The organism is Desulfitobacterium sp. THU1 (genome assembly GCF_038181555.1).
Classification (GTDB): Bacteria; Bacillota; Desulfitobacteriia; order Desulfitobacteriales; family Desulfitobacteriaceae; genus Desulfitobacterium.
The window spans coordinates 203588-225656 of the sequence record NZ_JBBWUA010000002.1; the positions used below are offsets into that span (position 1 = coordinate 203588).

The window sequence follows — 22069 nt, forward strand, 5'->3', positions numbered from 1 at the left end:
GTATTTTGTAATCGCATATAATTTGGAGTAGTTAATTGGATTTTAATTATTTTGAGTTACGGTACAGTTTCCTTAGCAATAAACAATCCATTAGTTTTTATACTTTGAACAGTAGGATATTGAACAGTGGGAGGAGACAAGGATATGAGGAGAATCTTTTGGATAGTAGGACTGAGTGGCCTGATTCTGGCAATGAGCGGCTGCGCTTCATCCGACTTGAAGTTTGAGGGAATCGTGGAGACGACAATCTATTCCCATTACAGCGAGGTCGCCGGAAAAATTACTCAGCTTCCCCTGGAACTGGGACAAGAGGTCAAGGCTGGGGATCTGATCGCAGTAATCGATGACAGCAAGGAGCAAGATGCTCTAGAGCAACTTGAGGCAACCTTGACCAAGAAAAAAGCAACCTTGGCTGAGCTTACCTCCGGTGTTGATTCTGAAGAAATTCAACAAAGCCGGAACAATGTCGCACTGGCTGAAATCGCTTTGACTAATGCCCAGTTGGCCAGAGATCGGGTTCAAGAAGACTATGCAAACGCCCAAGCCTTGTGGAAAGGCGGCGCCGTGCCCCAAGCTGATTTGGATAAAGTCAAATACCAAGCGGATCTGGCAGATACTGCGGTTAAAACTGCGACTTTGCAAGCAGACAATGCCAGACAAAAACTGGTCCTGGTTCAAAAGGGAACTCCTCAGGAAAAAATTGACTCCGCCCAAGCTGATATAGCCTTGACGGAGATTCAAATTCGCCAGACTCAAGAGAACCTAGCAAAATATAAGCTTACTGCTCTTCAGGGCGGCACCATAATCAGCAAGAACTATTTGTTGGGGAATATGGTCTCTCCCGGATACAATATTGCCGATATCGCTTCCGAGACCGAAAAGCATTTAGTCGTCTACATTCCCGAAGAATATCTGTCTAAGATCAGCTACGGTCAGGAAATGATCATAAGAAACGGGCCAGAGGAATACAAGGGAACGATCATCTTTATTGACGTAGTCGCACAATATACACCTAAGGACCTGCAAACCTCGGCCAATAAGAATAAAGAAAGTATGAAAGTAAAGGTCTCCCTTGCAGAGGATGTTCCCTTGAAAATAGGCGGAAAAGCCGAACTCATCCTTGCTAAATAGCTTCCTCAATCCAATAATGTCCCTCATCCTTGCTTAGATAGAAGCGAAGAATTTCGTTCTTAAGCAATCCATCTTCCTTTTCCCAGCTCAGTTGCACATCTATATATTCCCTATTTTTCTCCTTACCCGTATCGATCACTTGGTAGGACGACAGACGTTGCTGCTTTAGCTTCTCTTCTAAAAAAGGCTGGCGAGCGAGGCTTGTGGCATAGTCATCATTGCCGTTGATTATAGCCTGCAAATATTGCTCGACGGTCGCTTGGGCAGCTAGTGGCTGATTGACAAAATCCACACGAATTAACTGAGGTGCAAGGGGAATCTGACTTTCTTGAAAATCCCTTCGCCCAAAGTAGAGCCCCTTGGAGTCATCGCTCCAGGATGGATAGAAGTAGCTATACCGGCCACTGAGGGATAATATTTGCACTTCTGCAGAAGGTTCAAGACTAGCTAGCCATGCTTGCTCATCAATGGTCTTCAAGACAAAGTTATCCGTAATCTTATTTTTGTCCTTAAAATCAGACACACTAGCAATCCAAACATCTTGTAGGATTACTTCCTGCTCGATGTTTTTTTGTAGCTCCTTTCGCTCTATGGAGTATTTTGTATAGGCGATATAACGGCCATCAGGAGAGGCTTGCGGCTGATTCCCCTGCTCCATAATCGTCTCTATTCCACTCTGCATATCTCGCAAAACAATTTGCTCTTCAAACTCATACACCAAAGAGTTATTTTCTTTTAAATACGAAGGGAAGCTCCCCGCGGTGATCTCTTGGGACTCCATGGTCTCTAGATTTAGAGCATAGATAGTTGAAGTTACCTCGCCGGGACTGAGCTCCTGACGGGTGTAAAATAGCGAATCCTCCATTTTCCAGGAAGGCTGGAGATATAAAACCTTCTCATCCCCAGTTAACAAAGAAGTAACCCGGTTAGAAGAGAGCTCCAACACCTTGAGGCTCCCCTCTTCCGAAAACACGAGCTGCTGACCAGAAGGGGATACCTTTACCCAATTCACTGCTCCTGCATAGATCGTTTTCTGCACATCGCCTTCCTTTTTAATAATTCCTTCTCCTGGATAAGGTATATAGACTACTCCATGATAATCGCTGACCCCATGAGGTGTGCCCGGCTCCAAGTTGGCCAAAACTAGGTATTGACCAATTTTTAAATCAGCAGCCTTGACTGAAGGTGATTCCCAAAGAAGTGTTGGCACGAGAACAAGCAATAATAAGCCCGCCACAATTAGCGAGCCAAATTTTCGATAGGTCTTAAACAAATACTTCTGATATAAGCTCCGCTTGAGCTTTTGGTTCACCGGTATGGATTGTGCGAGGCTCTCTAAACTTTTTTCTACCCTTTCCTCGTTCATGACTCTCCCTCCAAACATTTTTCCATGAGAACCCGGAGCTTCTGAAGGATACGGCTTGCCCTTTTGCGCAAATTCCCCTCCTCATTACCGACCAGTTCACTGATTTTCCTGAATTTTAATTTGCCAAAGTATCTTGCCTTAATCAATTCTCGATCTTCGCTAGGAAGAAAAGCTAGGGACTTTTTTAAACAGAGTAAGGTCTCTTGATCTTCTAGGGAATTAAAATTTTCATCAATATAGGGAAGACGATCCGTCGACTCATGCCAAGTGGTATCCTTTCTAGCCCGATAAGAATCAGTTATGGAGTTCCGCGCAATGGTGAAAAGCCAAGCACGAGGATTTCCGCGGACTTGATCATAACGATGAAAGGCCTTCTCATAGATAGAACTAACAATATCATCCGTTTCCCACCGATTTCCTGTCTTGAAGAAAACATATCTATAGATATCGTCAAAAGAATTTTTATATAGGGTTAAAAAATCTTCTTTCATATTTCCCCCTCCACACTATAAGACGGTGGGAAGTCGTTTTTGTGACCGATCAGCCGGAATTATTTCTAAATCCTGCTAATGATCAGCACTGCTAATGATCAGCACTGCTAATGTTCGCTACTTAGTAACAGCGATATTAAGAACAGCCGTAACCCCCCCGAACATGATAGTTTTACGGCTGCTTGTCATCGGATAAATATGGACTGCTTCTACCCAATAAAGCAGTCCATATGTTCTACAACTCAATAATTTGTTAGTATCATGGATTCATTGACTAGATTACTCTTAATGGCAGAAATCAATTTATGCTATCCTCCAGCATTACCCCTTTAAAGACATAGGTAGCCGGTCCGGTCATATACACACGATTATCGCTTCCCCACTCGATCAGAAGATCGCCACCGGGCAAATGTACCGTGACCTTTCTTTCTGTCTTTCCATTCAGGACCGCCGCCACGGCAGAAGCACATGCTCCGGTTCCACAGGCTAGGGTCGGGCCTGACCCACGCTCCCAAACCTTCATGGTCAGTTCGTTTCTATTATTAACGATAATGAACTCTACATTTGTCTTGCGGGGGAAAAGTTCATGCTTTTCAATTGCGGGACCCCAACGTTTAAAGTCGAGGCTTTCATAATCCTCCACAAAAACAACACAGTGGGGGTTTCCCATGGAAACTGCTGTAAACCTAAATTCTTGTCCTTCGACTTGTAGTGTCTCAGCCACGACAGGCTCCCCTTGAACCTTGACGGGAATCAACTCCGGCTTTAAGATGGGCTCTCCCATATCCACTTTAACCCCTGTCACCCGATCTCCCTCGAGAGCGAGTTGTAGAGTGAGAATACCTGCCAAGGTCTCAACCTGCAGTGGGTTCTTTTTCACATATCCCCGATCATAGATATAGCGGGCAAAGCAACGTATGCCATTGCCGCACATCTCTGGCTCAGAACCATCTGAATTAATAATACGCATCTTGGCATCGGCTTGTTCTGAAGGAAGCACGACGATAAATCCGTCGCCGCCCACCCCAAATTGACGATGACAGAGTTTAAGCGCGAGTTCCGAATACGACCTGTCTATTAGGTCGGTAGTACTCTCAAATTGATCTAGAAAGACAAAATCATTGCCTAAACCGTGCATTTTGACGAATTCCATGAACACCACTCAACTCCTTATCCCTTATATTCCATACTCAGCCTCTTAGGGAAAGGCTATGAGGGCAATGAGATCTGGAACATTGTAATAGGCAATAATTGTGATAAATACAAAAATAAGAGCCAGCTTAAACACCTTTTTTACGATTAAGGAAAAAGTAAAAATCGCTAAAATCCCAACCACGGCATATGTGATCAGATCAATATTATCTAATACTATACCTCCATTGAATAGTTCAATCATTTTGGTCCTCCTCTTACCGTAAATAATACCCTCTAGGTATTCTTCACCGTCAGATAAAATCCTTTTTTAAAAAGGGCCCTTTCTTTCTTCTGCCCATGTTGAACGGATTTTAGTCAAATATAAAGTCTAGGCAAGCAAATCACTCACCTAGACCCCAGAAGCACGTTTCTTATTTCGAGCCTACCATTATTCTTTTGCCACGCCAAGTATTACTGACCAATCGATAAATACCAATAAGAATCGATGGACCCCCTGCTACCAATAGAATCAATCCCCATTGCCAGCCAAGGAGAGCCGTAGTTTTGAAAATAGCTTGCAGAGGTGGAAAGTAGATGACGCTGAGCTGCATAATCGTTGAGCCGGTGACGGCGGCAACTAGATAGGGGTTAGAAAATAAGTTGATCTCGAAAATTCCTCGAGTCTCCGATTTGCAATCGAAGACGTGGAAGAGCTGTGAGAAGACCAGGGTGGAAAACGCCATGGTCCGAGCGGCCAGCATATTGACCCCTAGGAAGAGGGCAGCAACAAAGACAAAAAGAGTTCCTAAACCTATTATTAAGCCACGGGTAAGAATTTTCCGAGCTAGCCCTCGGGCAAAAATGCTTTCTCCAGGTTCTCTCGGTTTACGATTCATAATATCTTTATCCATACCATCGACACCGAGGGCCATCGCCGGCAGCCCATCAGTCACCAGATTGACCCAAAGAATTTGAATGGCTAACAAAGGTAAGGGTAATCCTACCAATGCTGCTAAGAACATGACCAGCACCTCACCGATATTACAGGAAAGTAAGTAGCGAATAAACTTACGGATGTTGTCATAGATGGCTCGCCCCTCTTCAACTGCGGCGACGATCGTGGCAAAATTATCATCTGCCAGAACCATGGCTGAAGCCTCTTTGGTCACATCCGTTCCGGTCTTGCCCATAGATATGCCAATGTCTGCTTCTTTTACAGCCGGTGCATCGTTTACCCCATCCCCGGTCATAGCCACTATTTGATTGTTCTTTTTCAAAGCACGCACAATCCTTAGCTTATCCTTCGGTGTCACACGTGCGTACACAGAAACATCCATAACTTCCTTTTCCAGCTCTTCATCGGACATTTTATCCAGATCGACTCCGGTCAGGATACCCCCATTGTTTCCTTTAAGAATTCCCAGCTCGCGGGCCACAGCCTCGGCAGTTAAACGATGATCTCCGGTAATCATCACCGGTTTAATTCCTGCTTTGTGACACACTACGATAGCTTTGCTGGCACTGGCCCGGGGAGGATCAATCATCCCCATTAAGCTAACAAAAACCAGATTCTCCTCCACCCGTTCATCGACTCGTTCATATTCTTTCAAGGGTTTCTCAGCCAGAGCCAGTACCCTTAGTGCTTTCTTAGCCATCTCATCATTAGCTCTAAAGATAGCCCTTCTTCGTATTTCACTGAGCTCAACCACCCCATCACTGGTCAGTTCATGGGTGCAGCGTCTAAGAATTTCATCAGGTGCCCCTTTAACATAAGCGTTTTTCTCACGTTTACCTTTATAAATAACACTCATACGCTTACGATCCGAATCAAAGGGAATTTCGCCAACCCGCTCTTCTTTGCGTTCCAAAGTCTCCCGCCAAATTCCTGCCTTGGCAGCCGCAACGAGCAAAGCTCCTTCGGTCGGGTCCCCTTCGATTCCCCAGGGCGCCTCTTTGCCAGCTGATCGAAACATGCCTGCCACTTGAACACCCTTTCGGGTCAAGGAAGAATTATTGCACAGAGATGCGATTTTCAAAGCATTTTGCAAGGGTCCCTTTTCCTTTAGTGGATCAGCCCCGTGAAATTCACCCTTCGGATCATACCCCTGTCCTGTCACGGCAATCATTTTGCGATCAGCATAGATTTGACGCACAGTCATCTCATTTTGGGTCAGGGTTCCGGTTTTATCGGAGCAGATTACGGTAGCACAGCCCAGGGTCTCCACCGCCGGTAGTTTACGAACGATAGCTTTGCGTTTAACCATTCGTTGGACACCAATAGCCAGCGCTACAGTGACAATAGCCGGTAATCCTTCCGGGATAGCCGCTACAGCCAAGGATACCCCCGCTAAAAACATTTTGTAGGCGCCCTCACCCCTTAAAATACCGGTCAAAACCACAACACCGCAGACCGCAATACTAATAACGACGAGGTATTTTCCTAATTGGGCTAAGCGCTTTTGCAGAGGAGTCTCTTCCTCTTCTACGCTTTGAATCATGCCGGCAATGATACCCATTTCCGTTTCCATACCTGTGGCCACGATCACACCGGCCCCACGGCCAGCGACTAAGGCAGTCCCCATATAACCCATATTTGCCCGATCAGCCATCGGAGTTAGTTCATCTGTCAGGGTAGCTACCCTTTTTGACACCGGATGGGACTCCCCGGTCAGGGCAGATTCTTCCACTTCCACATTTACAGCTTGAATCCAACGAATATCAGCCGGAATGCGATCCCCAGCCTCTAGGAGTACGATATCCCCAGGCACAAGCTCTGCAGCTGGAATTCTGCTTTCCAGGCCATCCCGTAGGACGCGTGCTTCAGGTGCTGTGAGCGATTTAAGCGATTCGATAGAGCGCTCAGCTCGATACTCCTGAATGAATCCGAGGACTGCATTGAGTACGAGAATAGCCATAATCGTCACGGCATCAGCAATTTCACCTAGGAGTGCCGAAACAATCGTTGCCGCCAAAAGAACGAGCACCATAAAATCCTTGAATTGACCGAGAAACAGGAAAACGGGATGCACCCCTTTTTTGCTTTCTAGAATGTTTCTCCCAACCTCACTCAACCGATGGCTAACCTCTCTAGGGCTTAACCCTTTGCCGGGATTCACTCCCAAGGCCTTCACTACATCGAGCCAAGGCAAAACATGCCATGCTTGCTGACGCATCTCTTTATCGTCCTCCTCTGGACACCTGTCCAACCTTTTTGTACATGCTTATTCAGGAAGAGAAGGAAAAATACCCAAGATTTGTGTTATACTATGGACAATCTAATATGAAGCCTATTCAAAAGATCTTCAAGCTCAGAGAGGAGATTCCTTATGGCCTTAGACGGCATCACTTTGCACCATCTAATCCGTGAATTAGCGCCCCAACTTACGGGGGCTCGCATCGATAAAATCACCCAACCGGAGAAGGAAGAAATCCACCTGCACCTTCGTAGCCAAGGGCAATCCTATCGTCTGCTCCTCAATATCTCTGCTACTGCAGCTCGTCTCCATCTTAGCCAAAAAAACAAGAAGAACCCCGCTTCTCCCCCCATGTTTTGCATGATCTTGCGCAAGCATATCGAAGGCGGTAAGATTCTTAACATTGAACAACTGGGTTTGGAACGCATCATCCTTTTATCCGTGCAAAACTATAACGAATATGGTGATTTAGCTACCCTTCATCTCTATCTGGAGATCATGGGTAAACATAGTAATCTGATTCTGGTAGATCCCCAAAGCGGTACCATCTTAGATGGCCTTAAGCGTTATTCCCATGCCTTAAGCCGCCACCGGGAGGTTCTGCCCGGGCGCCAATACATCGCTCCCCCCTCCCAAGGTAAGGTAGATCCCCTCACCAATGAAGAGGAATGGCGTGAGGCCCTATTTCAAGAAGCAATCCACGAAAGGGTTGTGGATCTCCTGGTCAAACATTATGCAGGAATTAGCCCTGAGCTCGCCAGAGAAATCATGACCCGCTCCGGACTGGAACTGGGGACTTCTCTTGACCAATGCGGGGATATTGACCTTTCGCGAATTTTCCAGGCCTATACCCAATTGGCTAACCCTGCTTTTACCCCTAATTTAGAGCCAACCCTTTACTATCAAAAGGGAGTTCAACCAACACGTCCTAACTCTCTACCCACTGCCTTCACATTTTTACCTTTTCAAATCTATCAAGGGCTTCCCAGCCAGGATTTTCCCACTCTGGCCGAGGCCGTGGAAAACTTCTATCAGACCAAGGCCTCAAACAATACCTTGGAGGCCAAACGGGGCTCCTTGCGCAAAATCCTTCAGGAGCATTTGCAACATTTGTCCAAGAAAAAGGGCATCTATGAGGATACTATCGCTAATGCCGGAAAAAGTCTCAAGTACCAACGTTGGGGTGAGCTGCTTACCGCTAACCTCTTCCGGCTTGAACTAGGCATGAAAGAAATTCTCGTGGAAGATTACAATGAAGAAACTCTCCCCAAGCTGACTATTCCCCTTGACGCACAGCTTACGGGCATTGAAAACTCCCAACGCTATTACCGCCTTTACAATAAAGCTAAGGCCACCATCCAAAAGACCACTCCGCTTCAAGAAGCCGTTGAGAGTGAACTTACTTATCTCAACTCCGTTCTGCTGAGCTTAGAACAAGCATCCACTCCCTCGGAGCTAGACGAAGTCCATAAAGAACTCATTGAGCAAAATTATTTATCAGGAAAGCATCACGGAAAATCCCCGCAAGACGAAGGGAAGAAGACTTCAAACCATAAAAATCGTGGCAAAACCCCTAAACACGGCAAAGCCGGATACAGTGGTAAAGAGAAAAACGGAAATAAGAACAGCAACAAACCCGAGTCCCCTCAGCCAAAAGTTTATCTTTCCAGTCAAAACCATCCGATTCTCGTGGGTAAAAATAATCGCCAAAACGACTGGCTCACCCTCAAGAAGGGCCGCCCTCAGGACCTTTGGTTGCATACCAAAAATATTCCCGGTTCCCATGTCCTCATACCACTTGCCGAAGGCGAAGAGTTTCCTGACGATGCTACTCTCGAAGAAGCAGCAGCCCTCGCTATTCATTTCAGCCAGGCTAAAGGCTCTACTTTAGTCCCGGTGGATTATACTCATGTGAAGAACATTAAAAAACCCAATGCCGCTAAACCCGGCATGGTAATCTATGATACCAATTGGACCCTTTATTTAACTCCTAAAGAAGAAATCCTGGAACGCTTACTGGCCAGCGAAGCGGAGGAAATTCCCCAGAATCATGAATAAGTCTATAAATTTAGTCTGCAAATAAATCTACAAACAAATCTACAGATGACGGATCCTGAGAAAAGCAAAGGATCTTGACCCCCAAATAAGAGCAAGCTCTCAATTAGCACCCTAGCCTGATTAGGTAGAGGCGGGTGTAATTGGAGAGCTTGCTCTTTAACATGGTTAGCCATTGAGTGATTGATAGCTTCAGAAGAAGTTTTCTCCTACTAGTAAACCAGCCTTACAATAGTTTCTAAAGCTCTACGAGCTCATTACAGTGCAGAATGAAAGGCCCAATTAAGAATCACTGCAAGGGCTGCTGCATAAACAACCATTTCCACAAGAATTAGGGTCACACTATATTTGAACCGAGGTACTCCCATCACCTTCACCCCTTAGATATTTTTATCTCTTTCCATTCTTTCTAATTCAACGGGGTGCTCCTCCTCCATCTCCTCTTGATTCATCGTCCCCACATACCATACTTTACTCATGGGAAAGGATCTGGTATTAAAGTGGACATTATAAAAATGCCAGATAAAAATGGCGCTAATAGCCAAGATAGCCTCATCCGTGTGGGCATAGCGGGATGAATCGATTACCCAGCGGGGTAGGAATTGCGTAAAGAATTGAGGGTACCACATCAAAAGACCAGAGCCGCCCATGATAAACATACCCCAGAATACCGCCCAGTAGTCGAACTTCTCTTTGTAGGAGTAGCGGTCAAAACGGGCCGGTTCCTTTCTGAATCCAAAAAAGTAGCCCAGGTTCTGAAAGAGATCGTTAAAGTCTTTCCAATTGGGCATAATCGCCCAGGACTTTCTTTTGCCACCTAAAGGCACAACCACCAGATATATCAAGTGATATACACTTACGAAAATCATAAGCGCAGCTCCCAGGAGATGGACATAAAAAAGATTATCAAAACCACCAAACAAGGACACAACTCCTTGGGCAAAACTGCTTTGTTCAAATTTTATTGGCAAACCTGTAAGGGTAAGAACAAAAAAGCTGGTGAACATACCCATATGCTGAATTCTCTGATGTATATCAAACCGCTCATACACTTTATCCTGTCCCATGGGGTCACCTCCTGTTGCGGGTCTGCAATATAGTTCGCAGCTCGCGATACAACTGCATTTCAATGTGAATCACCAACAAGGTCATAGCAATTATTGTTAACCAAACAAAGAATTTCGCGGTATAATACATGGGCTTCCCCGGCCCCATAGCAGTCAGTTCGAAATGCTCCGTCCCTTGGGCAAAGCCTGGGGAGGGATTATCATGGCACTTGGCGCAGGTCTGGGGGATATTTTCCTTTGCTACAAGTGAATTAGGATGATCTTGTCCTAAAACCGCGTGGGCACTGTGACAATCTACGCAACTGGCTGATCTTTGACTCCCCAGAAAGACCCCTTTGCCATGAAAACTCTGCTGATAGGTTTCGGCCACGCGACCTGTATGGCAGGTGTTGCAGATGGCAACACTTTCCTTCTTTGTGACCTTCACCCCCTCAGGATGAGGATAGGCAGTCACATCACTGTGGCAACTCGTGCAGCTCAGGGAGGCATGTGTCGAGTCTTTTAGTTTGTTCACTTGATTAGCGTGACACTGATTACAATCTACTTGCGCCAGCACTGTTGCTCCGCTAAAGAGCAGCAAGAAGCTAAAGACAATAAGGAAAATAAGTTTTTTAAGTACCCATTGGTTTTTCTTCGTCATATTCCCTACCTCATATTCTGAAATCGAAACATTTAAGGGGGACCCTGTCTAGGTCTGTGACCACAGCAAGGTTATTGTATCTCGAAATATCTAAGGATATGCACGAGTAATTATTGTGACCAAGAAAGATTTTATCTATTACAGTTTCTGGGGACATAAAAAAGAAGTAGAAACTATTTTTAAGTGCAGTTTCTACTTCTTTTCTTGTTTTGCTTAGGTTATCTCTTTTATTTACTATCTTGCCTAATGTTTTTACATGGCACCCTGAAGTCAGGTGATTCCGATATTATTTAATGTAAGCAGCGGCATTCTGACCCGCAATACGGCCAAACACGATGTTGACGGCGGCCGGGTTGGCTCCCCAAGTCCCGACGTTAGCGCATTCACCTGCTGCGAACAGCCCCGGAATAGGTTTTCCATCTGCTTTAAGCACCTGGGTATTCACATCTGTGTCGATACCTCCGAAGGTACCCTGCACGCGGCAGGTCATGGGGGAGGCATAGAAAGGTGCTTCATCGAATGTCATGTTCAACATGGCGCGGCCGAACTCTTCGTCCTTACCGTTAGCCACATAACCCTTGTAGTTGTTGATCGTCTTAACAAGGTTCTCCTTGTTCACGCCGATTTTGTCCGCAAGTTCTTCAATGCTGTTCGCGCTCACAAAGAGACCCAGCTTCTCATACTCACGCACATCCTTAACGCCCGCAACAAGGGAATTGTCGAAGATTGCCCAACCGCTGCCACCCTGTGCAACGACCTTAGGTCCTACTCCATATCCTCCCTGATCGTTCACAAAACGCTGACCATCCTTGTTTACAAAAATCGCACCGGTATTGAATAGGCTGCCCATATAATAGAAATAGCCATTTTCTGCGGTAGTATAGGTGAAGTTGACACGGATATAATCCATATTCTTTAGATCTGCACCTACAGCTTGAGCCATTTGATGGCCATCTCCCGTGGCGCCGGAGGAACAGGAACTCCTATAATCTTTCAGCTCGGGGGCATATTGGACCACCATATCCTTGTTTGCTCCGAATCCACCGGAAGCGATGACCACCGCTTTAGCTGTAATAGTATAGTCCCCCAGCTTAGTGGAAACCTTGATACCGTCCACGGCACCATCCTTCATAACCAGCTCAGTCGCTTTGCTGTTGATCCTTACGTCCACGCCGGCCTTTTCACATTCCGCTTTAAGGGCTGACACGATTGCGTTGCCAAACTCACCCACTTCGCGGGAAGCGGTGGAACTGATCTGACCGCTTGCCACCGGCAATTGGGCGCCGATACTGCGAAGCCAGTCCGCCGCAGCGCCATTGTTATGTGTCAGTACGCTGAAGGCCTCCGCCGTTCCCTTGGGGTTTTGCTTTGTTAAGGTCGCCGCTTGTTCGTCTGCTGTCACATCGCTGCCCAGCGCAACATGGGTCTTATCCCCTATCGCACCAAAGCTTTCGATGGAATAATTTGAGGTACCGCCCAAAATGCCAAGCTTCTCTAGCAGGATGACCTTCTTACCCTCATTAGCCGCGCTGATGGCAGCGGTCATGCCTGCGCCACCCGCCCCAACTACCACCACATCCGCTGTGCTGTCTTCATGAGGCACCTCCGTGGTAACCTTGCCTGTAAACTTGGCCGGGTCACCGCCCGCTTGGGTAATAGCATTCTTAACCGCATTCAGGAACGCGAAGCTACTGATTGTCGCCCCGCTCACCACATCAAGGTCCAAGGTCTGATTCTGCACGATCAGATCAGGGTATTTCTGAATTGGGACAGAACCTGTGTTGTAGGTCTCCTTTTCACTTATAACCTTGATGGCGTCGATGCTGTCTGCCCCCAGTGTGACCTTAACCACGATCTGACCGTTGCGGCCGTCACCCACACCAAGGTAGTCGCCAGGGACTATCCCTGTCTTTGCTGGGGCAGATCCTCCATTACTGGCGGGGGCGGCGGAACAGGCCGACAGCACCAGCGTTAGGCACAGGAATACCGATAGAATTGAGATAATCTTTGTTTTCTTCATCCTTCTTCCTCCTTATTAAGCTGTATATATGCTATACTGCTTGTGAAATGTATTTTAAACTATGGGGCAACCACAGAGTCAATACTCGGAGGTGTAAATATTTGTGAAAGTTACCATTCGAAAATTGGCGGATTGTATTGGTGTAACACCGGAAACCATCCGACATTACCGAGAGATCGGGCTGCTGAATCCAAAAATGCGGGAAAACGGCTATTACGACTACAGTGTAAACGATGCGCTTGTGGCGCTTCTGACCAAGGAAATGCGCACCTATGGCATGCAACTTGAATCCATACGGGATTCTTTCGTCAGCATCTGCGAATACAACAAATTCTTGGGACATCGGGAGGCGGAGTTGGAGCGTGAAATAGAGATGCTCCGGCTGGAGCTATCACGAATGCATGAAACCCGGATCTACGCGAGCTGTGGCGTGCGGATTCTGAATAAGGTTGAAGAATTCGACGGCCCGGCAACCTGGGCTGTGGTGTCAATCAACCGCAAAGAGGGCTTTCTTCCAGACTACGGAATGGAGCAGTGGGTGAAGCAGCTTCCCTTCACTTATGTGTCTGCGACCATCCCGCTGGAGGAATTGAACTACCGAAAAGGGCTTGACCTTTACAGCATCCAACTTGGTTTGGGCGCACTTATCCACTATGTGGAAAAGTTTCGACTCCCACTGGGTGGCCGCGCCTACTATCAACCCGGCGGCCATTTCATCCGCACCTGCATCACCACTCATGACCTCCTCTCCCTGTGCCCACAAGATATTTCTCCTCTGCTGGAATACGCGGAGGCACACGAGTATGTCTTTGCAAGCTGCACGGGTGGGCGGTTGCTACATATTGACCACACCGAAAAGGGACCTCTTTTCTACCTACTGGTATGGGTGCGCGTGGATCCAAAAAGCACTCCTAGTTCATTGGACAAAACACTTTCACATTGATTTGGTTAATAATAAAAATCCGAACGATTCAACAGAATACGTTCGGATTTTTTGTGGAAAATTGCTCAATGGTTAACTCCCAAACTTTAATCGACTGCTTATCCCTGAGACAGGTCAAAAAATTATATCCCCTATTTTCCCGTAGGCAGTGCACGGCTTCCCGGTTTAATCGCTGGAATCCCTTCTGCACAGAGAGGACAACCTTCTGGATCGAAGGTCTCAATCTCGATCTCCAGCAAAGCGGCTAAAGGCACTCCAAACTCAGCTTTTCCACAACTGCGATCCACAATTACTCCCACACCGACGGGTTCAGCTCCATAGGCTTTAACGACCTCGATAACCTCCCGAACTGAGCCTCCGGTTGTAATCACATCTTCCACAACTAAGACACGCTGACCCGGATGAAGTTCAAAACCCCGCCGTAATTTCATTTCTCCGTTTTCTCGTTCAGTAAACAGTGCCTTCGTTCCTAAGGCCTTGCCTACCTCATGAGCAACCAATATTCCACCCATGGCGGGTCCGATGACTAGGTCAATCTTGTGACCCTTAAAGGATCCTGCCAGTGCCTCACCCAAGCGAGCTGCATGGTGCGGGTATTGCAGAACCTTAGCGCATTGCATGTATTGGCGGCTGTGCCTTCCCGAAGTCAGTCGGAAATGCCCCTCCAGTAAGGCCTCGCTCTCTCTGAAAATACCTAAAACCTCTTCAGGGGATATAGATTTATTGGATATAGTCATGTAATTAACTCCTTTCAAAACATCACTTCGTGATCCATCTCGACCCTACAGCTAAATATCATTTTAAGGCTCTAATCCCAGAGACGTTCTAAAGCCTGCCGAGGACTTGGAGCTTGGGTGATTGGCCTGCCTACCACCAGATAGGAGCTACCCGCCTCAAGAGCTTCAATGGGAGTGAGAGTACGGGCCTGATCATGGGTCTCGCTTCCTCTGGGGCGGATCCCAGGCGTAATGACTAGAAAATCCGGACCTAAATGCTCACGGAGGACCTGACTTTCCTGTGCCGAAGCAACGACCCCATCGATACCTGCCCTTTGCCCAAGTTCGGCCAAGGCCACCACCTGATTTTGCAGGGTACGGTTTACTCCTAGCTCCACGTGCAGTCTTCCTTCATCAAGACTGGTTAAGACTGTGATCCCAATAATCTTCATCCGCTTTTCAGAGTTTCCTTGTTCCTTGACCTCATGAGTGGCCTGGACTGCCCGAGCCATCATATCATAACCACCACTACAGTGAATGGTGAGCATGTCGGCGCCATAGCCCGCTAAAACCCGAACCGCTCTTTCCACCGTATTGGGAATATCATGGAGCTTTAGATCTAAGAAGATGGAGAAACCTTTTTCCTTTAACTCCTTGATTATACTCGCCCCTGTTGCGTTATATAGCTCCATCCCTACTTTGAGCCAGCACCCGCTCCCCTGCAATTGGTCCGCCAAGGCTAGGGCCTTCTCCCTGCTGTCCACATCCAAGGCTACCATCACCTTAGAGGTGGTCTCCTGAAGAGTTCTTTCTTGCTCCATCTTTATCTTCCTTTCTTCCATGACTGCAAGCTGTAAGACTCCTAACTTTTATGAAAAATCCATCTGAAGTAAGAATCATTGTATCACCTAGTTTTTTACACTCTATTGGATGATCTTTCCTACAGCTCGGGTTTGAAAACCTAATGTACTAATCGGAGTACATTATCCTTGTGTACTAACTCTAGTGCGCTAATCCCACGATATCACTCACAGCGGCAAAGCCATGTCTCCGGCAATACTCCTCGATTCCCTCAAGCACCTCGAGAGGAGCCAGCGGGTTCACAAAATTCCCCGTGCCGATGCTCACCGCTCTGGCACCAGCCAGCATGAATTCCGCTGCATCCTGCCAGGTGAGGATTCCCCCCATACCGATAATCGGGATATTCACGGCTTGCGCCACTTGCCAAACCATACGCACAGCCACTGGTCGTATCGCCGGTCCGGAAAGCCCCCCTACTTTGTTGGCTAAGATGGGTTGACGCCGTTCAATATCAATACTCATACCCAGCAAGGTGTTGATCATAGAGATAATATCAGCGCCACCCTGCTCTACTGCCTTGGCCATCTGCACAATATCTGTGACATTGGGCGACAGCTTGGCAATCACAGGAAGATTCGTCTTAGCCTTGACCAAAGCGATGACCTCTTGAGCACTGTCCGGATGAGTGCCAAAATGCATTCCTCCATGCTTCACATTAGGGCAGGAAATATTAACTTCGATGGCATCAATTCCCGAACCTGCTTGAAAAGCATTGGCCATAATTTCATAATCCCTTAAGGAAAACCCAGAGATATTAGCAATAACCGTCGTCGGTAATTCCCGTACCTTAGGGAGATAGGATTGGAGGAAGTCCTCTAATCCAGGATTCTCCAGACCTACAGAGTTGAGCATTCCCGCAGGGGTTTCTGCCAGCCGGGGTAAGGGGTTACCTAGGCGCTGCTCGGGAGTAAGTCCCTTGAGAGTGATTCCTCCCAGCTTTTCCACAGGACAGTAGGGGGCATACTCATCCCCGAAGCCATAGGTCCCGGAACAAGTGATGATAGGATTCCTAAGGGTTAAAGGACCAAGCTCCACCGTCAAGTCGATATCTTCCTTAGACTTTTCTGTATAGTTCTCATAATTATCTTCGATTTTCCCATTAACCTTCATAATCCCAGAGCACCTCCTCCCCTTTAAACACTGGTCCATCCTTGCACACTTTACCCCTGTAAATTCTACCGCTCACTTTATCCTTAAGAGTGCAGACACAGCCCAAACAGGCTCCTACCGCGCAACCCATCCGTTCTTCTAAGGAAACCTCCACCGCAGCCCCTTTTTGTAAAAAGTAATCGCTGACGACCTGAGTCATAACCTGGGGTCCACACACTGCGACGGATAAAACTTCACTTTGTGCAGCTTGTGTAGCACCCTCACCATGATTGAGCCGGCTTCCCACCTGCTTCTTCAGGAGATCCAGAACATTCCCTTTCTCGCCGATGCTTCCATCCATTGAGCTTAGAAAAACGGGGATTCTAGCTTCTTGCCACAGATCCAGCCCAGAGCTAGTAAAGAAGCCTTTATTTTCCCCACCCCAATATAAACTCACGTCAAGATTCTTCTCCTGAGCTGCTTTAGCCAAGGGGAGCAAGGGAAATACCCCAATCCCACCGGCCACCAAAATGAGTTCGCCTCGTGCAGGCAGGGTAAATCCGTGGCCCAGAGGACCCATCAGGCTCAGTTCCTCCCCGACCTTAGCTTCGGATAATATCTCTGTGCCCTTTCCCTTGATGCGGTAGAGCAGTGTGATTTCCTGAGCCTCCCTCTGAATGTCCGCGATACTGATCGGGCGGCGTAGCAGCGGATCCATTCCTTTGGCCACTTGCACATGGACAAATTGTCCGGGCTGAGCCTCTCGAGCAACTTCCGTCCGGAGAATCAGTCTCCTGATTTTGTAGAGAGGGTCACCCACAAAATCATGGGCAATAATATGGGCCTTTCCTAACAAAAGAACCCCACCTTTCTTGTTTCCTTCTGTAAGTATTTCAGTTCTACATACCTTTAATCCTGCAATTCTTTATTCGTGAATCGAAATGAATCAATGGACCATAAATCTATGGATGAGACCCCTTTTTTCAACTGAGTGGCATCAGACTGGGTAAAAAGGACATCAGTACATGAACCCAGGCCGAGGCCGTGTCTAAGCTTGTAAAGCAAGGGATACCTTGCTCAACCGCTGTGCGGCGAATCGCAAAGCCATCGCTGGCTTGTTTCTTATTATGAGTCGTAGTATTGAGTACGCATTGAATCACACCTTGGCGGATGGCATCAGTGATTTCCGTCGACCCCTGATGAAGCTTCTCCACCGGGATTACTTCAATCCCCTCCTCACGAAGGGCTTTGGCTGTTCCTTCTGTAGCCAATATCCGAAATCCTAAGTCCACAAACTTCTTAACCAATGATAGCCCTTCTTGCTTATCACGGTCCGCTAAGGTAACCAACAAGCTACCATGAGCAGACATATTGAATCCTCCCGCTAAAAGGGCTTTGTAGAGAGCCTTTTCATAAGTTCGGTCTACCCCCATTACCTCGCCGGTAGATTTCATCTCCGGCCCTAGGGAGGGCTCCACCTGATGAAGCTTGGAGAAGGAAAAGACAGGGACCTTGACTGCTACGCGCTCCGGTACCGTCCACAGACCCAGTGGTAGGTTTAATTCCAACAAGGATTTCCCCAAAATAACTTCTGTGGCGTAATCCACAATGGACAATCCGGTGACCTTGCTGATAAATGGCACCGTACGACTGGAGCGTGGATTCACTTCAATCACATAGACCTCACCCTGGTGTATGACATATTGAATATTTAAGAGGCCCAACACATTGAGTGCCCGCGCGATCTCTGTGGTGAGTATTGTAATTCGTTCTTTTAGCGGCTCGGGCAAGGTCAAAGGGGGATAGACCGCGATGGAGTCCCCGGAGTGCACGCCCGCCCTTTCCAGATGCTCCATAATTCCCGGAATACTCACATTTTCTCCATCGGAGATCGCATCCACTTCCACTTCCGTTCCCACTAAATATTGATCCATCCAGAGCTCTTGACCCGGGAAATCGGCCATGGCTCGGTTGACTACGTTTTCCAGTTCGGCAGGGTCATAGACAATTTCCATGGCACGGCCACCTAGGACAAAAGAAGGGCGAATCATCAGCGGGTAGCCAATTTGCAGCGCTACAGCACGAGCTTCTTCCAGAGATGACGCTTGACCCCCCTTGGGCCGTTTGGCGCCGATGGCGTTGAGAACCACATCGAAGAGACCCCGCTCTTCTGCCCGGTCGATATCCTCAATGCTGGTGCCGAGGATTTTATAGCCCCGCTCCGCTAGGGGCTTGGCTAGACCGATGGCTGTTTGCCCCCCGAATTGGACGATGACCCCTTCCGGCTGTTCTAGGTCCAAAACCGCCGAGACGTCTTCGAGGGTTAAGGGCTCAAAATAGAGCCTGTCTGCCGTATCAAAGTCCGTGGATACGGTCTCCGGGTTGTTATTGATGATAATCGTCTCCACCCCAGCTTTCTTGAGGGCCAATACGGAGTGGACCGAGCAATAATCGAATTCGATCCCTTGTCCGATCCGAATCGGTCCGGACCCTAAAACAACCACTTTACGTTTAGGGGAGGGGATTCCCTCATTTTCTTGATCATAACTGGAGTAGAAATAAGGGGTGAGGGCTTCAAATTCTCCGGCACAGGTATCGACCATTTTGAAAACAGGACGAATTCCTTTGTTCTCACGATAGTCATAAAGTTCTTTTTCTGTGGTCTCCCATAAACGAGCAATTTCTCGATCGGCAAAGCCCATTCTTTTCGCTTTTAACAAAAGATCATCTTGCCAAGTCGTAGTCTGGAGCTCATTGCTCAACTTGACGATGCGCCGGATAGCCAGCAGAAAGTAAGGATTCCAGCGGCTAGCTTTTTGAATCCGCTCTAGGCTAAAGCCTCGTCTGAAGCCTTCCGCCAGGATAAAAAGCAGCTGGTCATCAGGCTTTTGGCAGCGTTTAATAATTTCTTCATCAGAAAGGTCTCCCAACTCGGGTAGGAGCAGTCCATAAGCTTTTATTTCTAAGGAACGTACAGCTTTCTGCAATGCCGTCTCCAGATTCCTGCCTAAGCCCATCACTTCCCCCGTAGCCTTCATCTGAGTACCTAAGCGACGATCTGCATCTGAGAATTTATCGAAGGGCCAGCGGGGAATTTTAACCACCACATAATCTAGGGCCGGTTCGAAACAGGCTGAAGTTTTTCCGGTTACAGCATTGGTCAACTCCGGAAGAGTATAGCCCAAAGCAATTTTTGCAGCTACTTTAGCAATCGGGTAGCCTGTGGCTTTGGAAGCCAAAGCACTGGAACGACTCAGACGCGGGTTCACCTCGATGACCACATACTCCAAGCGTTCCGGATGCAGAGCATATTGAACATTACACCCACCCTCGATCCCCAAAGCTTCCACAATCCTGCGGGATGAGGTACGCAGGGCTTGAACCTCCCGATCGGTGAGAGTCTGGCAAGGAGCCACCACGATGCTGTCACCGGTATGAACCCCTACCGGGTCCATATTCTCCATATTACAAATGGTGATGCAATTGCCCGCACCATCCCTAAGCACTTCGTATTCGATTTCCTTCCAACCCGCCACACTTTTTTCCACCAGAATTTGGCCAATGAGGCTGGCTTGCAGACCGCTTTTGCAGATTTCCTGCAGGGATTCACGATCTTGGGCAATTCCGCCCCCGGTACCGCCAAGAGTATAGGCCGGTCGGACAATCACGGGATAACCAATTCCCTCAGCGAATTCTAAAGCTTCTCCCACCTCTGAAACAATCACGCTGGGCGGTACCGGTTCCCCCAGAAAATTCATCAGACTCCGGAAATGCTCCCGATCTTCAGCCTTGGTAATGCTTTCGAGAGAGGTACCCATGAGCTGCACCCCGCAGCGTTCCAGTATTCCTCGCTCCGCTAATTGGAAGGCTAAGTTCAGACCCGTTTGTCCCCCCATAGTGGGAATAAGACCATCGGGCCGTTCTCTTTCGATAATCCGTTCTAAAAATTCCACTGTCAGGGGCTCGATATAGACCCGGTCAGCGACCTCCCGATCCGTCATAATTGTGGCAGGATTAGAGTTGACGAGAACTACCTCAACTCCTTCTTCCCGCAAGGCACGGCAGGCTTGTGTTCCGGCATAATCAAATTCTGCAGCTTGACCAATCACGATCGGACCTGATCCGATCACGAGCACCTTATTCCACTTCATATTTTTCATAACTTCTTCCTCCTAGCTAAAGTGCCGTCGAATAGGTGAGCTTACGCCCCAATCGCCGCAAAAAAACGTTCAAAAAGCTCCATATTCTCATCAGGACCGGGGGCACCTTCTGGATGATATTGCACAGAGAAGATGGGGTATTGAGTATGTTCCATCCCTTCCACCGTTCCATCATTTAAATTCTTGTAAATCACTTCAAAGCCTGTGCTTGCTAAAGAGTCGGCTTCGACAGCATACCCGTGATTCTGGGCTGTCATGGTCGTTTTGCCGGTGCGCAGATCCTGAACCGGGTGGTTCCCTCCACGATGCCCAAAGGGTAATTTATAGGTTTTACCACCAGCTGCTAAGGCTAAAATTTGATGCCCTAAGCAGATTCCCATCATGGGGAGTTTGGGCAACAAGATCTGAACTGTCTTAACTAAATCGGGAAGGTCACTGGGATCTCCCGGTCCATTGCTCAAGAAAATCCCCTTGGGCGAGCTGGCTAAGATTTCTTCGGCACTGCTCCAAGCTGGAAACACGCGAATGCGCAGTCCACGCTGTTGCAAGCTGCGCAGGATATTGCGTTTGGCCCCACAGTCTAGTACCGCCACATAAGGACCACTCCCGGGGATCTCGTAGCTCTCCTGGACTGTTGCCTTGTAGACCCAGTGCTTAGTCTTTTCCATATCCATGGGATTCTGAGGGTTTTCTTCCCAATACTTCATTCCTTGTTGGTAAGTATGGGCAAAAACTCCCGGCAAGGTGCCCTCCTTGCGAATATGCCGGGTTAAGGCCCGAGTATCGATTCCCTTCAATCCCCAAATGCGCTGAACCTTGCAGAACTCTTCTAAGGATCGATCCCCGTGCTCACTGCCTTCCCCTTGGGAAAGTTCCCGAACCACTAGCCCTCTAAGGAGGATTTTATCCGCTTCATTTTCCTCATCGTGCCAGCCATAGTTACCGATCTGCGGATGGGTCAGAACAAGAATCTGACCTGAATAGGATAGGTCGGTGATCATCTCTTGATACCCTGACATCGAAGTATTAAAAACCACTTCCCCAGCTTGCGTCTTTTCAAAATCCTCCGGCCATGCTCCAAACCCTTCACCTTCAAACATAGTTCCATCTTGCAATACAAGAAACGCCATCCTAAGCCCTCCTTCTAAGTGTGAACTGGGGACAGGTCCCATTTCACAACTCTTTACCTTTAACCGTTGTTT

General features: G+C 47.7%; 17 protein-coding genes. 3 read left to right on the plus strand and 14 right to left on the minus strand.

What is annotated here, in order from left to right; translation table 11 throughout:
- Positions 1-144: 144 nt before the first annotated feature.
- Positions 145-1131: an HlyD family secretion protein gene (locus tag AAC978_RS03245; RefSeq protein WP_341546532.1), complete on the plus strand. Its 987-nt coding sequence runs from the start codon at positions 145-147 to the stop codon at positions 1129-1131.
- Here the strand turns inward: AAC978_RS03245 and AAC978_RS03250 are convergent.
- The 5 genes from AAC978_RS03250 to AAC978_RS03270 all read right to left on the minus strand — a co-directional run bounded on the left by AAC978_RS03250 (position 1124) and on the right by AAC978_RS03270 (position 7295).
- Entirely contained in the window at positions 1124-2497 is a 1374-nt protein-coding gene (locus AAC978_RS03250) for a hypothetical protein (protein WP_341546533.1), read from the minus strand. The genes AAC978_RS03245 and AAC978_RS03250 overlap by 8 nt on opposite strands.
- Positions 2494-2988, minus strand: coding sequence for an RNA polymerase sigma factor (locus tag AAC978_RS03255; RefSeq protein ID WP_341546534.1), 495 nt, complete (start codon positions 2986-2988; stop codon positions 2494-2496). Before AAC978_RS03255 ends, AAC978_RS03250 begins: the two co-directional genes overlap by 4 nt.
- 298 nt (positions 2989-3286) lie before the next feature.
- The gene (gene dapF, locus AAC978_RS03260) at positions 3287-4141 is read right to left on the minus strand and encodes a diaminopimelate epimerase (RefSeq protein ID WP_341546535.1); all 855 of its coding nucleotides are present in this window, start codon (positions 4139-4141) and stop codon (positions 3287-3289) included.
- Positions 4142-4186: 45 nt separating this feature from the next.
- Complete coding sequence (locus tag AAC978_RS03265; protein WP_341546536.1) at positions 4187-4384, minus strand: hypothetical protein; 198 nt, start codon at positions 4382-4384, stop codon at positions 4187-4189.
- Between the two features lie 169 nt (positions 4385-4553).
- Positions 4554-7295, minus strand: coding sequence for a calcium-transporting P-type ATPase, PMR1-type (locus AAC978_RS03270; protein WP_341546537.1), 2742 nt, complete (start codon positions 7293-7295; stop codon positions 4554-4556).
- 153 nt (positions 7296-7448) lie between these two features.
- Here AAC978_RS03270 and AAC978_RS03275 point away from each other — a divergent pair, with 153 nt between their 5' ends.
- Complete coding sequence (locus AAC978_RS03275; RefSeq protein ID WP_341546538.1) at positions 7449-9374, plus strand: Rqc2 family fibronectin-binding protein; 1926 nt, start codon at positions 7449-7451, stop codon at positions 9372-9374.
- Between the two features lie 377 nt (positions 9375-9751).
- Here AAC978_RS03275 and AAC978_RS03280 read toward each other — a convergent pair whose 3' ends face one another.
- The 3 genes from AAC978_RS03280 to AAC978_RS03290 all read right to left on the minus strand — a co-directional run bounded on the left by AAC978_RS03280 (position 9752) and on the right by AAC978_RS03290 (position 13098).
- Positions 9752-10438 (minus strand): formate dehydrogenase subunit gamma, encoded by a 687-nt coding sequence (locus tag AAC978_RS03280; RefSeq protein ID WP_341546539.1) that lies wholly within the window; start codon positions 10436-10438, stop codon positions 9752-9754.
- Between the two features lie 4 nt (positions 10439-10442).
- A complete protein-coding gene (locus AAC978_RS03285; protein ID WP_341546540.1) occupies positions 10443-11078 on the minus strand; it encodes a cytochrome c3 family protein in 636 nt (211 codons plus the stop codon).
- A gap of 286 nt (positions 11079-11364) precedes the next feature.
- Entirely contained in the window at positions 11365-13098 is a 1734-nt protein-coding gene (locus AAC978_RS03290) for an FAD-binding protein (protein WP_341546541.1), read from the minus strand.
- A gap of 103 nt (positions 13099-13201) precedes the next feature.
- Between AAC978_RS03290 and AAC978_RS03295 the strand changes: the two genes are divergently transcribed.
- The gene (locus AAC978_RS03295) at positions 13202-14041 is read left to right on the plus strand and encodes a MerR family transcriptional regulator (RefSeq protein ID WP_341546542.1); all 840 of its coding nucleotides are present in this window, start codon (positions 13202-13204) and stop codon (positions 14039-14041) included.
- 131 nt (positions 14042-14172) lie between these two features.
- On the opposite strand, the gene pyrE is transcribed toward AAC978_RS03295, so the two are convergent.
- From pyrE to carA, 6 genes are all read right to left on the minus strand, one after another.
- Positions 14173-14778, minus strand: coding sequence for an orotate phosphoribosyltransferase (gene pyrE / locus AAC978_RS03300; protein ID WP_341546543.1), 606 nt, complete (start codon positions 14776-14778; stop codon positions 14173-14175).
- Positions 14779-14849: 71 nt separating this feature from the next.
- Positions 14850-15578, minus strand: coding sequence for an orotidine-5'-phosphate decarboxylase (pyrF, locus tag AAC978_RS03305; RefSeq protein ID WP_341546544.1), 729 nt, complete (start codon positions 15576-15578; stop codon positions 14850-14852).
- A 181-nt stretch (positions 15579-15759) separates the two neighbouring features.
- Entirely contained in the window at positions 15760-16728 is a 969-nt protein-coding gene (locus AAC978_RS03310; RefSeq protein WP_341546545.1) for a dihydroorotate dehydrogenase, read from the minus strand.
- The gene (locus AAC978_RS03315) at positions 16718-17563 is read right to left on the minus strand and encodes a dihydroorotate dehydrogenase electron transfer subunit (protein WP_341546546.1); all 846 of its coding nucleotides are present in this window, start codon (positions 17561-17563) and stop codon (positions 16718-16720) included. Before AAC978_RS03315 ends, AAC978_RS03310 begins: the two co-directional genes overlap by 11 nt.
- 127 nt (positions 17564-17690) lie before the next feature.
- Positions 17691-20867, minus strand: a complete 3177-nt coding sequence (carB, locus tag AAC978_RS03320) for a carbamoyl-phosphate synthase large subunit (RefSeq protein WP_341546547.1) — start codon at positions 20865-20867, stop codon at positions 17691-17693.
- Positions 20868-20908: 41 nt separating this feature from the next.
- A complete protein-coding gene (gene carA / locus AAC978_RS03325) occupies positions 20909-21997 on the minus strand; it encodes a glutamine-hydrolyzing carbamoyl-phosphate synthase small subunit (protein WP_341546548.1) in 1089 nt (362 codons plus the stop codon).
- Between the last annotated feature and the right edge of the window lie 72 nt (positions 21998-22069).